This is a genomic window from Actinocorallia sp. B10E7, assembly GCF_039871655.1.
Lineage (GTDB): Bacteria > Actinomycetota > Actinomycetes > Streptosporangiales > Streptosporangiaceae > Actinocorallia.
In genome coordinates this window covers 70,374-85,483 of record NZ_JBDPLZ010000001.1, presented here as the reverse complement: position 1 = coordinate 85,483, position 15,110 = coordinate 70,374, and the positions used below count along the sequence as shown (strand labels likewise).

12 protein-coding genes and 2 pseudogenes are annotated in these 15,110 nt (G+C 63.9%); 9 read left to right on the top strand and 5 right to left on the bottom strand.

Annotated features, from left to right (window positions below):
• Window positions 1–7: 7 nt before the first annotated feature.
• Entirely contained in the window at window positions 8–655 is a 648-nt protein-coding gene (locus tag ABGB12_RS00395; protein WP_347673507.1) for a hemerythrin domain-containing protein, read from the top strand.
• Window positions 656–661: 6 nt separating this feature from the next.
• Entirely contained in the window at window positions 662–1,723 is a 1,062-nt protein-coding gene (locus ABGB12_RS00390) for a pyridoxamine 5'-phosphate oxidase family protein (RefSeq protein WP_347673506.1), read from the top strand.
• A 355-nt stretch (window positions 1,724–2,078) separates the two neighbouring features.
• Here the strand turns inward: ABGB12_RS00390 and ABGB12_RS00385 are convergent, their stop codons facing one another.
• The 4 genes from ABGB12_RS00385 to ABGB12_RS00370 all read right to left on the bottom strand — a co-directional run bounded on the left by ABGB12_RS00385 (window position 2,079) and on the right by ABGB12_RS00370 (window position 5,760).
• Complete coding sequence (locus ABGB12_RS00385; RefSeq protein WP_347673504.1) at window positions 2,079–3,398, bottom strand: hypothetical protein; 1,320 nt, start codon at window positions 3,396–3,398, stop codon at window positions 2,079–2,081.
• Between the two features lie 5 nt (window positions 3,399–3,403).
• Window positions 3,404–3,571, bottom strand: a complete 168-nt coding sequence (locus ABGB12_RS00380) for a hypothetical protein (protein WP_347673502.1) — start codon at window positions 3,569–3,571, stop codon at window positions 3,404–3,406.
• Between the two features lie 1,088 nt (window positions 3,572–4,659).
• Entirely contained in the window at window positions 4,660–4,875 is a 216-nt protein-coding gene (locus ABGB12_RS00375) for a DUF397 domain-containing protein (protein WP_347673501.1), read from the bottom strand.
• A 27-nt stretch (window positions 4,876–4,902) separates the two neighbouring features.
• Window positions 4,903–5,760 carry a helix-turn-helix transcriptional regulator gene (locus tag ABGB12_RS00370; protein WP_347674995.1) on the bottom strand — a complete coding sequence of 286 codons (858 nt, stop codon included), beginning with the start codon at window positions 5,758–5,760 and terminating at the stop codon, window positions 4,903–4,905.
• Between the two features lie 149 nt (window positions 5,761–5,909).
• Between ABGB12_RS00370 and ABGB12_RS00365 the strand changes: the two genes are divergently transcribed.
• Window positions 5,910–6,398, top strand: a complete 489-nt coding sequence (locus ABGB12_RS00365; RefSeq protein WP_347673499.1) for an ATP-binding protein — start codon at window positions 5,910–5,912, stop codon at window positions 6,396–6,398.
• Between the two features lie 220 nt (window positions 6,399–6,618).
• Here the strand turns inward: ABGB12_RS00365 and ABGB12_RS00360 are convergent.
• Window positions 6,619–6,836 (bottom strand): annotated as a pseudogene (locus tag ABGB12_RS00360) (transposase); the annotation flags it as partial.
• Between the two features lie 125 nt (window positions 6,837–6,961).
• Between ABGB12_RS00360 and ABGB12_RS00355 the strand changes: the two are divergent.
• The 6 genes and pseudogenes from ABGB12_RS00355 to ABGB12_RS00330 all read left to right on the top strand — a co-directional run.
• Window positions 6,962–7,575: pseudogene (locus ABGB12_RS00355) on the top strand (transposase); the annotation flags it as partial.
• A 353-nt stretch (window positions 7,576–7,928) separates the two neighbouring features.
• Entirely contained in the window at window positions 7,929–10,145 is a 2,217-nt protein-coding gene (locus tag ABGB12_RS00350; RefSeq protein ID WP_347673497.1) for a sigma factor-like helix-turn-helix DNA-binding protein, read from the top strand.
• Entirely contained in the window at window positions 10,142–12,277 is a 2,136-nt protein-coding gene (locus ABGB12_RS00345; protein WP_347673496.1) for a DEAD/DEAH box helicase family protein, read from the top strand. The genes ABGB12_RS00350 and ABGB12_RS00345 overlap by 4 nt, the downstream gene beginning before the upstream one ends.
• Window positions 12,278–12,344: 67 nt before the next feature.
• Window positions 12,345–12,479, top strand: coding sequence for a hypothetical protein (locus ABGB12_RS00340; protein ID WP_347673495.1), 135 nt, complete (start codon window positions 12,345–12,347; stop codon window positions 12,477–12,479).
• Window positions 12,476–14,533 carry an AAA family ATPase gene (locus ABGB12_RS00335; protein WP_347673493.1) on the top strand — a complete coding sequence of 686 codons (2,058 nt, stop codon included), beginning with the start codon at window positions 12,476–12,478 and terminating at the stop codon, window positions 14,531–14,533. The genes ABGB12_RS00340 and ABGB12_RS00335 overlap by 4 nt, the downstream gene beginning before the upstream one ends.
• Window positions 14,530–14,997 carry a DNA phosphorothioation-associated protein 4 gene (locus tag ABGB12_RS00330; protein ID WP_347673492.1) on the top strand — a complete coding sequence of 156 codons (468 nt, stop codon included), beginning with the start codon at window positions 14,530–14,532 and terminating at the stop codon, window positions 14,995–14,997. The genes ABGB12_RS00335 and ABGB12_RS00330 overlap by 4 nt, the downstream gene beginning before the upstream one ends.
• Window positions 14,998–15,110: the final 113 nt, after the last annotated feature.

The following is a 15,110-nucleotide window of genomic DNA, read 5'->3' as shown; positions in this document are numbered from 1 at the left end:
ACAGCCGATGATCACACAGGAACAACTCTCCGGCTTCATGCTCATGCACGCCGCTTTCCGCACCGAATTCGGCCGACTCGCCGAGGCCTGCCCGCGGCCACGGGACGCCGAACACATGGACCTGCTCGAGGAACAGCTCGCCCTGGTGCTGGAGATGCTGCACGCGCACCACCGCCACGAGGACGAGACCCTGTGGCGGCGGCTCACCGGGCGCGAGCCGGCGGCACACGAGGCCATGGCCGAACTGGAGGCCGAACATCTGGCGCTCGACCCGCTGATGCGGGCGGCCTCGGACCGGACGACCCCGCTGCCCGAGCGGGCGGTGGTTCTGGCCCGGCTGCACGAGGTCGTCAACGACCACCTCGACCACGAGGAACAGGCGGCCGTGCCGCTGATGCTCCGTCACCTGACTCCGGAGGACCTCGAGTCGGACAAACGCACGGCGATGAACGACTTCGGCCGCCGCCGGGTCCCGGTGATCTTCGGCTGGCTCGCCTCCTGCGCGAACGACGAGCAGGTCGCGGCCACGCTGGCGGACCTGCCACCCGTCGCGAGGCTGATGTTCCGGTTGTTCTGGTGGCCGGCCTACCGCAGGCGCTTCGCCGCCCTCTACGGTGCCGGAGTCCCGCTCGCCAACTCCGTGCTCGCGGGCTGAGCCGACATGACCGAACCGACCTCACTTGCCCCGGCCGCCCAGACCACCCCTGCCCCCGGCGTCACCGCGATCGAGGCGTTGCCGCCGGAAGTCCGCGAGGTGCTCGAACGATTCATCGTGTGCGAGTACACCTCGCTGACCCGGACCGGACGACCGATCACCTGGCCGATCACGCCGTTCGTCGGTGCTCATGGAACGCTTGATCTCACCACCGGCCTCGGTTATCCCGACAAGGCCGAGCGCGCCCGCCGCGACCCGCGGGTGGCGCTGCTCTACTCCGACCCCACCGGGAGCGGGCTGCACCGGCCGCCGGTCGTGCTCGTGCAGGGCCGGGCCGCCGTGCGCGACGCCGATCTGCAGGCCAACACCGACCGGTTCATCCGCGACTTGCCGACGAAGACCACCGGGTTCGCCGGCACACCGTGGTGGGTGGTGCGCCGATGGAACTGGTACTTCGCGCGCATCTACATCGAGGTGACGCCCGAGCGCGTCGTCTGGTGGCCGGAGGGCGATCTGTCACACCCGCCGCTGGCCTGGACCCGGCCGGACGGAGCCGACTTCCCCACGTCCGACCCCGCGCCATCCGGGCCGCCGGTTCCGGGCCGCGCGCCGGCGGCCGCCGCGCCGCCCGATCCACGGCCGTTCCTGGACCGCGCCGAACAGCTCGGCGAGCCGGTGGTGTCGGCGGTGGTGGACGGCCTCCCGGTGACGCTGCGCTGCCGCTCGGCGGTGCGGACGCCGGGCGGCTTTGAGCTGCGGCTTCCCGCAGGCGCCGGGCCGGTGACCGGCCCGGTCTGCCTGACCTTCCACCGGCACGGGCCGGCGATGGAATGGCAGGAGAACGTGGTGCTGGTCGGGACCGCAAGCGAGAGCGATGGTGACGGCGAGGGTCGGCTGCTGCGCGTCGAGGTCGAGCGGGCACTGAACGACTGGAGCCTCGCCGGCGGCGGTATCCGCCGCAGCCGCGCGTTCCTCGGACGGGCGAGGACCCTGCGAAAGAAGATGCGGGAGGAGGCGGCCCGCCGGGGGCAGCCGGTGCCGGTGGTCCGCCGTCCGAAGCCCCTCTGAGCGTGGGCCGGAGCCATGCCCTGCGGGCGGACCAGCCGTCGCCGAGCGGGGCGGGCTCCGGCCGCCCGTCGAACGGGACACCGCGCAGGCCGAGGACGATCCGCAGCGCCGCACCGCCGGCGAGCGCGATGTCGGCGATGTTGCCGACGACCGCGGCCGCCGCCGTCACGGCGAACACCCCGGTGGCCCCGGTCCCGATCGAGAAGGCCGCGCCGGGGTCGAACAACAGCCGGAGGCTGATCACATGGGGATCAGCGTGATGTCCCGATCTTCGGAGAGCGCGGAGACCGCCCAGAACTTGGAGGCCTGGTCGACGACGAGGATCACCGCGGCCAGCACGAGCATCCGTATGTAACTACCGTCGGCGGCCCCGACCATGCGCGGTGGACGGGCCTGGCGGCGCCGGTGACGGGCTGCTCCAAGCGATTCCTCCTGTCGGTGGCGCAGGGAAGGAGGCAGCCGCGAGAGCCTCGGGTGAAAGCGTGCCCGCATAGTTCGGTGTTCTCGTCCTCCTGCTCGCCATGTCCTTCAATTCATCGCAGGCAAGACGTGCGGCATCGGCTTGTGCGCCCTTGCCCTGGCGTGCGCGGTGTTCGGCCACCGCCTCGGCAAGGTCGGCCAGGCATGAGATCAGCTCGATCAGCGCGACCGTCATCTCGTAGGCCTTGCGGCTCTCGGGCCCCATTGCATGTGCGAGCAGCCGGCTTGCCGCCCTCAGCCCTCGCGAGTAGCCGCCCAACGGCGTCGCCCGCCCATACGGTTCCCGCCCCGCTCTGGCGTAGGTATCCGCGACGTCGGCCAAGCGCGTGCTGCCGGTCGCCTGCGCGGCTGTGTACAGCACGCCGGTGGTGGCCGCCGCGATGTCGGCGCGAACCTGGGGGCTGCTGCTCCACCGGAACTGTTGGGCCGCCCGGGTGACGGCCTGGGCGGACGCCCGGTAGAGAACATCCCTCTCCTTCGCACTCCGTCCGGCCCGCGGACGGGAGGAGAGATCGGCGGAGAGTGCCGGATCGGCCCAGCGGCGGAGCAGCTTCGGGAGGCTGAGTTCCGGGGCGAGCTTGCCGCCGGAGAACCAGACCTGCTGCCCATCCCCGGTGAGGTCCCCGGGCAGTCCGACTTTGTATCCGGTCACCTCGGAAGCGTTCGACTTGCTGTAGCGCTTGCCGACCAGCAGCCCTGCCTCGTCGAGTTTGCCGAAGAACTCCTCCATGCCGCCAGCCCCAGCCGCAGCGGTCGCCACCGCCTTCCGCAACGTGTGCCGTGGAGTCTCTTCGCGCCCCTGACGTGCTGCTTTCTCCTGCTCGGCCCGGGAGGGCCGCGGCGTGGCGGTGCGATCGGCCGGTGTCGTCCGCCTCAACCCGTACCGCTCCTCAGCGGCGAGGCAGGCACCTCTGACCTTGAGTTTGTCGTTCCACAGCCGCGGTATGCGCCCGTCTTCCCGGGCGAGCGTGACGACGAGGTGAATGTGGTCATCCGCGTGCCGGACCGCGATCCACCGGCATCCGGCTTCATCCTCGGCCCGGATGAGACCGACCCTGTGGAGGGTCTCCTCGGCGATCTCGGCCCACTGCTCGTCGCTCAGATACGGGTCTTCCGGTGCGGCCCGCAACGAGCACTGCCAGACGGGCTGCTCATAACCCGACTCCTGGAGGGCCGTGACCGGCTGACGCAACAAGCTGATCAGTGATCGAAGATCCCGCTCCCCTCGCTGATGCTCGGCTCCAACTCCGTAGGCGTGCGGAAGCCGGCCACCGCATGCGGGTCTTCGTGCACACTGCTGCGGCCAGGTCCGTACAGGTAGACGATCAGGTTCCCGACGTTCGACCCGCGGGTGATCTTCCCGATCATCGGCGGTCGATCACCTCGTCCAACCGCACCGCCAATGCCTCTAGCTGTGCCAGGCCCGCAGCCACCCGCTCCAAGCACCGTCCCAGCTCCGGTGGGCACTCCCCGGACGTGTGAAACCGCATGGTGATCTGGTTGAGGTTTGTGCCTGCCCGCCGGATCTGCCGATTTCCCTCCATGACCTCACGCAACAGCGCCCGATCAGCCGACCTCGCCAGCGGCATTTCCTCACGCGCAGCCAAGAGAACCGCCTCAGCGGCAAAGAATGTACGGGTCACCCCGTTCCGCTCCGCTGCTGCTCTAATCGCCTCGTGCTCGTTCTCGCTGAGCCGCAGGCACAGACACCGCCTCCGCGCATCCTCCACGCGCCGCCGATACCCCCGCTGACGTGGCCACCTGTCTTCGCCCTGCCCATTGTCCGACACCCCACCTCCATGTTCGCCGTGTGGACCGCGCTCGGTCCGCACCCGTCCAAAGACAAATGTGAGGACCGCGCCCGGTCCTCACATTTGTAGCCACAAAGGCATCATCTTGCACCCGGCGGAGCCGAGCCGATAGGTGACGGTGGAAATCGAAAACTGGCCTGCTGTCTCGATTCTGAAGACGAAGTGTTAAAGAATTACGTTTGGTGTCGACGGATGTGGATCCCAATGAGGTTTTCCCGGTGGGCTTCAGATGATCATGCGGTGTTCGAAATGACTGAGGAGCCGTGCAACCGCTCCTGCCGCCGAGGAGCGGTTGCCGAAAGCAAGGACTTCAGCAGAAGCGGGTCGGGCCGCGTTATCACCGGAAGTGCAGCAGCGCCGTTCGCTACACACACCCCTTGGCGGCGCCGCAGGCGACCGGCCAGGCGGTCTGCATGGCCTTCGCCCAAGCGCTGGGTGACAGAAGCTGACGGCCGCCGGCGCTCTCGCCTGATGTTCATACCGGCTTATGGATGTGGCAGGCCACCGAATGGCCTGTTCCGGAGCCTGTGAGAATCGCCTTCAGGCTGGTATGCACCACGCGTAGTTCTTCTACTGGTGCATCCCTCGGTTGGTGCCTTCCTCTTCGAGGAACGTGGTGGAGCCTCCAGCAACTGAGCAGTCCCGTCAGCGGTCGAGGTCGTGTTTCCCCTGTCTCACGTCAGTGAGGAAGGCGGCCCACGGCTTCTGGCTGAAAGTGAGATACGGGGTGTGTGGGGACTTGCTGTCCCTGAGGGCGATGAAGTGGTGTGTGCGGGCTACTTCGATGCAGTCTCCGCCAGCTCCGTTGCTGTGAGTGCTCTTGCGCCAGATGAATGGAGACAGGGGGTGGGGAGCGAGCATGGCCGACGTCCTCCTTCTCATGCGGGGCTAGGTCATGTCGTCGGCGAAGCGGGCGATGAGGGAGTCCGAAGCCTCGGGAGACAGGGCCGATGCACGTAGATGGTCGATTACCACCGTATACCGCTCTATATCGTGTGGCTCTTCGAGATATTGGCTTGTGGTGAGGTCTTCGATGTAGACGATGTCGGGGTCTCCGGCGTCGGGGAACTTCATGATGTTGAACGAGGTGCCCATGGAGGCGTGGGCACCTGCGTTGAACGGGAGGACCTGCAGGGTGACGTTCGGCAGGGCGGCCATCTGGCGCAGGTGGGTGAGTTGCGCTCGCATGATGTCCGCTGATCCGACGACGCGATGCAAGACTGCTTCGTCCAGGATCGCCCAGTAGATCAGGGGGTCCGTGCGGGTAAGGGTCGCTCGGCGGGTGGCTCGGGCCGTCAGTTGGCGGTCGATCTCCTCGGGGCCTATGGCCGGCTGGTGGGCTCGGATCACGGCGTTCGCGTAGTCGTCGGTCTGCAGGAGGCCGTGGATGAGCTGGTTCTGGTAGGTGATCAGCGAGCGGGCTCCGTCCTCAAGGCCGACGTAGTTGTGGAACCAGAGAGGGAAGGCGTCGGTGTAGGAGTGCCACCAGCCTCGGTGGCCAGCCTGCTTGCGTAGAAGCATCAGCTTCTCCTTGAGGTCCTCCGGCACTTGGAAGTGCTCCAGGAGCCTGTCAAGGTCGTCGGCTTTCACTCCCACTCGGGCGGTCTCGATACGGCTGACCTTGGCTTCTGACCAGCCGAGTCTCCTGCCGAGTTCAGCGCAACTCAGGCCATGCTCCTCGCGGAGTTGACGCAGGGCGTTGGCCAGGCGGCGGCGTCGGGCCGTGGGGCTGGAGCGTGGGGGCATGAGGAGCCTCCGAATCTGAGTGGTTCCAATCTCTGCATCTTGCTGGCCGATCTGCAAGATGCAATCTAGTCTGCATCCGCATGGCCGGTAGCACTATGTCAGCTAGCGGTCACCGTACGCACGAGGATCGCACCACTGACGGGGGTCGGATGAGTGATGACGAGACGGCGCAGCGGGAAAGCGAGGCCGCTTCGCTGGCATGGCAGGAGGGTTGGTGCTCTGAGCAAACGTTCTTCGCCGAACTGGTGCAGGTACGGGCGGCGCGAGCATGGCTGCGGGAAGTGTTTCCGCTCGAGTGTTCGCTGCGGGACGACTGCGTGACGGTGCTGTCGGAGCTGCTCGCCAACTGTGCCGAGCATGGCGGCGGCGGTCAGGCGAGCATCGTCGTGACGCATGTGTGGGGGCGGGTGACGGGGATGCTGGTGCATCACGCCGTGCCCACGGCACGAGTGCGGGTTCCTGAGCTCGGAGTGGATGAAGTCGGGGACATCGAGCAGCTGGAGGAGTCAGGTCGCGGGTTGGTCGTGGTAGCGGGACTCTGCGGCGGAGAAGTGGAGATCGAGCAGAAGACCGATCGCACGGTGACTCGGTGGAGGCTGAACGGCAGCTGCGCTTGTGAAGAAGCCGACGAGTACTAAGTCAGGACAGGCCGAGGCCAACCCAGCACCGACAGGACGGAGGCAGAGCATACGAGTCGCCAGGCTCGGAGCCCTGCTGGAGCACTCAGGCGTCCCTGGACGGAGCACTACCGAATGTTCTTGGACGGGGCAGAAGAAAGATCCGAGACTGCGAGGTGCGGGGGCCACGCCCAACGGAGTGGTGTATGAAACGATCTCCGCGTGATCCTGTTCGTGCTGGTCAGGCGGTCAGTGCCGCCGGTTCCTGATCTTCCTGCCCGGCTGGCCAGTGACTATTCTCAGGCGGGATTTGGCGAGGATCTCCGCGCCCATGTAGCGGCGGGATTCGGTCCATTCGTCGGTCTGCTCCATCAAGACCGCGCCGATGAGGCGGACGATGCTGGCGCGGTCGGGGAAGATGCCGACCACGTCGGTGCGGCGGCGGATCTCCTTGTCCAGCCCTCTCGGTTGCGTCCACGGAGGTGGTGTATGAGTTTCCGCAGGTGAGGGGCGTGTCGTCGTGGCGCGAGACGGCCACCGCGTGATCCTTCGAATCGACCAAGATCAGAAGGAGAGAAAACGCGGTGGCCGTGAACAACAGTGTGAACCCTGAAGGTCGGCTGGCCGAACAGATCAGCGCGTGCGAGCCGGATCTGTTGCGGGCCATGGTGCAGACCATTGCGAATGCTTTGATGTCAGCCGAGGCCGAAGCGCTCTGCGGGGCCTCCTATGGCGAGCGCTCCCCGAAGAGCGGGTCAACTCCCGCAACGGCTACCGGGTGCGGGAATGGGACACCCGGGCGGGAACGGTGGAGCTGGCGATCCCGAAACTGCGGTCGGGTTCTTACTTCCCCGAGTGGCTACTGGACCGCCGCAGGCGGGCCGAACAAGCCCTGGTCTCGGTGGTGGTGACCGCCTATCTGCTGGGTGTCTCGACCCGGCGGGTGGACAAGCTGGTGGAACAGCTGGGCATCAAGGGCATCTCCAAGTCCCAGGTCAGCGAGCTGGCCAAGTCCCTGGAAGCCCAGGTGGAGGCGTTCCGCAGCAGGTCCCTGGACGGCGGGCCTTACACGTTCGTGTGGCTGGACGCCCTGACCCAGAAGGTCCGCGAGGGCGGCCGGATCGTGAACATCCACGTCCTGGTCGCCGCTGCGGTCAACGCCGACGGGCGGCGGGAGATCCTCGGTCTGGACGTCACGATCCAGTCTCCAAGGTGTCCACATTCAAGGGGAATGCCCCGACTCAGAGTAATCATCGGCCAGCCGGGGCAAGAAGATCAGGAACCGGCGGCACTGGCCGCCTGACCAGCACGAACAGGATCACGCGGAGATCGTTTCATACACCACTCCGCTGGACGTGACCGAGGATAGTCGCTCCCAGTGAGCTCGGTGCGCGCCCCACTTCTCCCTCGAGGATCTGCGCTGCTCCTTCGCGGAAGCAGGCGCCTCATGCCTTCATATGCTATGAAATTCCTCTGTGAGGCGCTGAGATGTACCAAGATGAAGGTCGCGCGGACAGTGGCTGATCATACGTCTGAGGAAGGGCATATTGGATGTCTGATGGCGCGACGTCTGCAGAGCTGCCGCCGCCCACGTGGAGCGAGGCGTTCCCGTGGCTCAAGGGTGCGGCCAGCCTGGCCCCTCAGCCGTGGTGGAACGATGTTATAGAGACTGCTGATCAGGTTGTGCGTCAAGAGCGTTTGACCTCCATTTGCGACATCGCGATGGAAACGTTGACGCGATGGCGCATCAGCGAGCTGTTCCCTGGTCTGGCCCTCGACATCGAGCTGCGCCGCCTGCAACTGCCTAAGCGTGCGATGAACGCACTTGACCGGCAGGGCTATTGCTATACCGGTGATCTCGCAGGCCTCACAGTGGATGACATTCTCGAGTGGCGACAGATCGGCGTGGCCTCGGTTGAGGCGATCGTTCATGCACTCGCTGATGCTTCGACGTCGGAGGTAGTCCCGACGGTCGTCACGCCATCGTCGACTGCGACACAGCCGTGGTTGCAACCTCAAGAGCTGCCTGGACGGCCGCCCGAGGTGGCGACAGCGATTGCCGAAGACCTTTATCAGCTGGCCGTCTGGTCCGCGGCCATCGGTGTGCCTGACCGATCGCTGCTGGGACCGCTGGGACCGCTGGGAGAGGCGGGAGCTCCGCAGGAGGTCATCGATGCGCGACGGCGCATCGAGGCGTTCAGTGCGGACAGTGTCCTGGGAGCTGATCAAGCAAGGCGCAATGTCGCGATGCTCTTTGATGAGGCCTTGCGGACGTTCGATCCACGAGCCTCTCGCATCCTGGCGCTCAGGTTGTTCGCCAATGCCCCGTGCACACTTGACCACATTGGGCTTGAGTACGGAGTGACCCGCGAGCGGGTCCGGCAGATCGAAGGCAAGGCCCGTGGTGAGATGCTGAGCCTGCTCAACAATGGCGGTCCGTTGGAACTTGTAGCGAAGACCGTACGAGGCCTCATCGACATCATTCGGCCACTCGATGACCTGATCAACCTGCTTCCTGCGCTCGGTAACGTTGTGGAGGCCGTCGGGCAGCCAGCATGGCGTGTCCTGGACCGCCTCGACGACACCTATGAGATCGAGGACGGCTGGTGCGTGGCGCCGAGCATGGCCGCTGTGATCGCGATGACGCAGACGCACCTGCAAGAGCGCGCGGACCGCTATGGAGTGGTGTGTCTCGACGACGTCGACATAGTCCCAGGGGGCCATCCTGAGCGCCGCCAGGCGCTGACCGTCGCCTGGCTTCAACACTGCGGCTATGTGATCGATGGCGACCATGTGCTCACGCGAACACAGTCGGTCTCTGACTACGGTGCCGCAATCTTGTCGGTGACCGGATCTCCGATGGGGTCGCAGCAGATTATCGATCGATTCGTTATTGAACGCAGCGCGGCTTCTCTGCGTAACGCTATGAGCGTTGACGATCGTTTTGAACGAGTCGATCGCGATAGCTGGGCGTTGGCGGAGTGGGGTCTGGATGCCTACTCTGGGGTGCGGTCACTTATCCGGGAGCGCATAAGCCGGGCCGGCGGCCGCATCCTGCTTGATGATCTTATCGAGTCCCTTACTAGCAAGTACAGCGTCACGGCCAGCACGGTCGTGGCATACGCCAGCTCTCCTCCCTTCGAGAACCGTGATGGGATTGTACGGATGCGCTCCGGTGCTCTTACGGCGCGCAAGCCTCCCGAACGCACCCGTCGGCTGTTTCGTCGAGCCGGGTCGTGGGCCTACCGAATCAAGATCACAAAAGAGCATCTGCGGGGGAGCGGCACGGTGGCGCCGATGGCGATTGCCGCGATCGCTGGACTGGAGTATGGCCAGACCGTTTATCTGACCTCGCCATTGGGACCGCAGACGGTCAGCTGGAAGGGCACACAGCCCATGTTCGGGACGATCCGCAAATTTCTCAAGGACGATGACATCGCGACCGACACCGAAGCATTCCTGGTGATCGGCGATGACGGAACGTTCACTTTCGAAGCGATGCCCGAGCCGACCGGCGACGCGCTGGCCGATGCGCTCGGTTTGATCGGAGTGCCGGTGGCAACGCTGCGAGAGAATCGCGCGGCATTGTGCATGGCGATCGGGTTGTCCGAGGACACTCCCACCGCAAGCCTTATCGGTGCCTACCGCGAACGCGGCGACGGCGATATCGCAGACCTGCTCACTGACGCTCGACCAGCCCTGGAGAGCCACACGATGGCCCCGCAGTCGTCGAGTACCGACATCGACGAAATCATGGACCTACTGTGAACACATCCCCGCCCGGTCTACGGTTCTGTGGCGTCAAAGGTCACTATCGCAGCGATCGTGAGGATGTCGTCGCGAACTTCTATCTGCCGGTTTTCGATGTCGCCACCCGCTACGACCGTGCCGTCGGTTACTTCACCTCCACCAGCCTGGCGCTGCTCGCACGCGGGCTGGAGAACTTCACTGAACGCGGCGGCACCATGCGGCTGGTGGCATCACCTCATCTGACTGAGGAGGACATCACCGACATCGAACGCGGCTACGACCTACGTGCCGTGGTCGAGCGTGCGACCTTGCGCGAGTTTGACTCCGATCAGCCCGATAGCATCCTGGATGGTCTCGGTCTGCTCGGACGCTTGATTGCCGAGGGCACATTGGACATCAAGCTGGCCTTCGTCGAACAGCACGGCAAGATCGGCATCTACCACGAGAAGATCGGCATCTTCTATGACGCGGCCAGCGACATCATTGCGTTCACCGGAAGCAGCAACGAGACCTACGGCGGTCTCATAGCCAACTTCGAGTCTGTCGAGGTCTATTGCGGCTGGGTGCAGGGCGATGGGGCACGCGCGGTCCGTCTGAAGGACGACTTCCAGGCGCTGTGGGACAACCAGACTCCTCACCTGCGCATCGAACATTTCCCCAGCGTTGCCCGCGAGCGTATGGTCCAGCTGGGCAAGGAACGACCTGGATGCCATCTACCGGGCACCGACGACGCTCTGGCGTTCCTGCCGCAACCTGCTCTCGGGCTGGCACGCCTGTCCCTGCCTGCGGGGATGACCGTACGGCCCTACCAGCGGCAAGCCGTCGAGGCGTGGCTTGGCCAGCAGGGCCGCGGCATCCTCAAAATGGCTACAGGCACCGGCAAGACTAAGACGGCGCTGATTGCGGCCACCCAGCTAGCCAACGTCCAACGTCAACGGGAAGAGCCTCTGCTCGTCGTGGTAGTGGCACCTCTGATACACCTGGTGGATCAATGGGTCACTGAGGTCGAAGCATTCGGCGTACGACCGGTCGCGGTGTACGAATCGAGCTCCAAGTGGCAGCCGGTTGTGGAAGACCAACTGCATGAGGCGCGGATGGGACAGCGTCCGGTTGTTGTCCTGGTGGTTACCAACGACTCCTTCACCGGTGCCAGGTTCCAGTCGGTGTTGTCGCGTAACACCCTGCCGATGCTCATCATCGCCGATGAAGCGCACCATCTGGGCTCCTCATCGCGTCGTGCGGCGCTGCCGGCTAGCGCAATCTACCGGCTGGCGCTATCTGCCACGCCCGAGCGCTGGTTCGATGACGAGGGCACCGACGCGTTGATCGGCTACTTCGGGCCGATCGCCTTCGAGCTCGGTCTCGCCCAAGCCATCGAGATGGGAGCGCTGTGTCGCTATCACTATCGGCCACGCCTAGTGGAACTTACTGATCGCGAAACCGCCCTGTACCTCGAGCTGACCGGGCAGATCGCCAAACGAATGGCCGCTGGCGACCGCCTAGACGACACAGACCCTAATTCGCCGATTGGTTTTTTGCTGCGCCAACGCGCAGGTGTACTCGGCCATGCCGAGGGCAAACTTGCTCAACTGCGCATGGACCTTGGCGAGCGAAGCTCCTCTTGGTTCCAGCTGATTTATTGCGCGGAGGGGAACCGGCCCTCAGAAGTCGGGGAACCGCCGGGCCCCAATCAGCTCAAAGATGCCATGAACATCGTGGGAAATCAGCTGCACTTGTCGGCCTACCCCTATGTCGCCGATACTCCGCGCCGCCGCCGTCAGGAGTTGTTGCGTAGATTTGCCACAGGCGACGACCTACGGGTCTTGGTGGCGATGCGCTGTCTGGACGAGGGTGTCGACATTCCTGATGCTCGGGTTGCCTATCTGCTGGCTAGCAGCAGTAATCCGCGCCAGTTCATCCAGCGTCGCGGTCGCATCCTGCGTCGCGCCGAAGGCAAGGACCATGCTGAGATCCTCGACTATCTGGCTGTCCCACCCGCGCAGGCGCCGATTAACTTCGATGTTGAACGGGCGCTGTTGGTCCGCGAGTTCGCGCGGGCACATGAGTTCGGGAAATTGTCGGACAACTATGAGACGACGCTCTCAACGCTGCGGCCGTTGAAAGAGCGCTACCAGCTGATGGACATCTAGACGCGGTGACGTATCTCATGTGTAGAAAGGACACCAGGTGACTGCAGATAGGCGCACGGAACAGCAGGTGATCGCGGAACTGAGTACCGAGGAGCGGGCGCTATTGAAGCGAGTCCTGGAGATCGAGCGAGCCAAGCTACACGTGCCAGCCTACGATGCGACCGATGACCTGCTCGCTGCGGTGAAGGAGATCATCCCGTGAAACTGAGGTCGATCACGGTGACTAATTTCCGGCAGTTCAAAGGCGTTCAGACCTTCGACCTCAGCTCGACCTCCGCTCAGCCGGTCTCCTTGCTGTTCGGCGCCAACGGTGCTGGCAAGACCACCTTCCTCAATGCCTTCACTTGGGCTTTGTACGGCAAGATGTCCGAGGACGTCGAAGAACAGGACCGAATGGTCACTGACAGCGCCTGGCGGTCCTTGAAGACCGGAGATTCCATCGAGGTCTCCGTCGAGGTTCGGTTTGACCACGATGGCCGCGTCTACCGGTTGGTACGCTGTGCCGATCTTCGAAAGGACTCCGACCAACAGCCGAAGATCTCCCCAGAAGTCCGGCTGTGGATCACGGAAACTGACGGTTCCACGGAACTGAAGGAGGCCCCGCAACAGACCATCCTCAGTATCTTGCCGCGGGGTGTCAGCCGCTTCTTCTTCTTCAACGGAGAGCGTATTGAGAACCTAGTCAAGAAAGGTGCCTACGCCGAGGTCCAGCAGGACATCAAGGTGCTGCTAGACCTAGAGCAGGTTGAGCGCGCCTTGGTGCATTTGCCCAAGGTCGATCGGCGGCTGACCCAGGAGCTGAAAAAGCACGGCGGCGCCAAGGCCAGCGATATCCAGACAGAGATTGACAACCTGCGCGACGCCGAGGCTAAGGCCCACGAAGGGCAGGCCGTCCTTGAGGGCGATTTGGCGGAGTTGACCGAGGAACATGAGCGGGTTACCGAGCTACTGCGGCAGCATTCCGAGGCCGCTCCTATCCAGACAGAGCGCGATGAAGTGACCAAACAGCTCGAAGATGCGCGCTCCGCTCTCCGGACTGCTGTAAAGGAAAGGGCGCACCTGGCGGCCACACGAGGTTTTCTAGCCTTCAGCGAGGAGCTGTGCGACCGGACCGTCACGATGGCCGAATCCCTATACCGTAAGGGGGCCCTGCCTGCACCGCTCAAGCGTGAGTTCGTCGACAAGCTGCTAGAGGACCGTACCTGTATCTGCGGGACGCCGCTGACCGAGCATACCTCTGCTTGGGAACATGTCACTGAATGGAGGCAAAAAGCGGGTCTCCAGGCGGTCGAGACGGCCTGGCAGCAGCTCAGTGCCCAGATGGGACCGATGAGGTCGGCACGAGTCGACCTAAAGGAGGCACTAGCCACACTCACCAAGCGCATTGGTACCGAACGGGACAATGTCACGCGCTTGGAGGAACGCCTGTCGGAACTTGATGGCAAGCTCATCGGCAGCCGTTTGGAAGACGTGCAGGGTCTGGAGACTAAGCGCCTGGATCTTCACAACCGCATCGGTGTTAAGCAGCAGCGGATCGGTGCAGTGAAAAACCAACTGGAAGGCATCACCAAGGACATCGATCGGCTGAGCCGGGAGCGTGGCAAGGCGGAGGTAACCGACGAGCTCGCGCTCAAAGCACGATCCCGTTCTGATCTCGTGCAGTCCGTCCGGCGTGCGCTCGTCGAGATCCTCGCGATCCGCGAAGAGGAGATGCGCAAGCGTCTGGACGCGGAACTAAAAACGATCTTTCGCAGCATCACTCACCAAAACCATGTTCCGACGCTGAACAAGGGCTTCGAGCTTACCCTGCATAAGAATGTGGATGGCGTGGAGCTGCCGGTACCCAAGTCGACTGGTGAAAACCAGATCCTCAGCCTCAGCTTTGTCGCTGCTGTGTCGAAACTGGCCCGGGAGATTCGGCAGGAGCGGCGTGCCGAAGGTGACCGGACGGAAGACTCAGGAAGCTACCCCATCGTGATGGACGCGGCCTTCGGCTCCTTGGACCAGGACTATCAGCAGGCCGTCGCGCGCGTCTTGGCCGGAATGGCACCGCAGCTCATCGTCCTAGTGAGCAAGAGCCAAGGGCTTGGCAAGGTCGTCACCGAGCTCATGCCCTATGTCAGCCATCTGGGAGTCATTGAGACCCACACCACCGCGCCGGGCAGCGGCGCCGATGACATTGTCCTCGAAGGGATTTCTCACCCCTACATCGTAGCCTCCGAATCCGACTACTCTCAGCTGAAGGTGATTAAGTGATCAGTACCTCTGATGTGCGGGTTCGCCGGCCACACGATCACGAGGCTCTCATGACGGAACTGCAGAACGAAGGGGGGTTTGCCACCTTCCGCGACGTTCTTCTGTTCGCGGCCGCTATCGGGTTCCGTAATGATAGGAGCGTCCCGTTCACCGCAGCTTCTGGCGACCCCATCCGATACGAGACCCTGACTGGTCCGGCCTTCAGTGATGCGTTTATCAACATGATCGCCGTCAACGTGGTGGATGATCCGGAGATCATGGACAGCAGTCGCCTTGAAGACCGTATCAAGATCTTCGAGAACTACGCTAACGGTGGTCTCGAATATCTCCAGGAACAGGTGAATATCCGACACAAGCCTGCAGCGCAGATTGCCATCGATTTGGTCATCGAGGCTCTCAGCGACAGCGGCAGCGCCAAACCCGCATCGGTGGAAGAACTGCTAAGTGGCGCCACTTGGCACTGAACAATGAGCCATTGTCAGTAACGGTCGGCTGCTTTGCGTAGCCGCTGGGTGGTGTGCGCTGGCGACCGAGAAGAGTAAAGCCCCTGGTAGAAGTGGTCTTGTCTAGAGATCAA

Coding starts and splice junctions, on each gene's coding strand:
- ABGB12_RS00350 (WP_347673497.1), top strand. CDS start 7,929: ATGTCTGATGGCGCGACGTCTGCAGAGCTGCCGCCGCCCACGTGGAGC.
- ABGB12_RS00375 (WP_347673501.1), bottom strand. CDS start 4,875: ATGCTCGCTCCCCACCCCCTGTCTCCATTCATCTGGCGCAAGAGCACT.
- ABGB12_RS00365 (WP_347673499.1), top strand. CDS start 5,910: ATGAGTGATGACGAGACGGCGCAGCGGGAAAGCGAGGCCGCTTCGCTG.
- ABGB12_RS00370 (WP_347674995.1), bottom strand. CDS start 5,760: ATGCCCCCACGCTCCAGCCCCACGGCCCGACGCCGCCGCCTGGCCAAC.
- ABGB12_RS00380 (WP_347673502.1), bottom strand. CDS start 3,571: ATGATCGGGAAGATCACCCGCGGGTCGAACGTCGGGAACCTGATCGTC.
- ABGB12_RS00395 (WP_347673507.1), top strand. CDS start 8: ATGATCACACAGGAACAACTCTCCGGCTTCATGCTCATGCACGCCGCT.
- ABGB12_RS00390 (WP_347673506.1), top strand. CDS start 662: ATGACCGAACCGACCTCACTTGCCCCGGCCGCCCAGACCACCCCTGCC.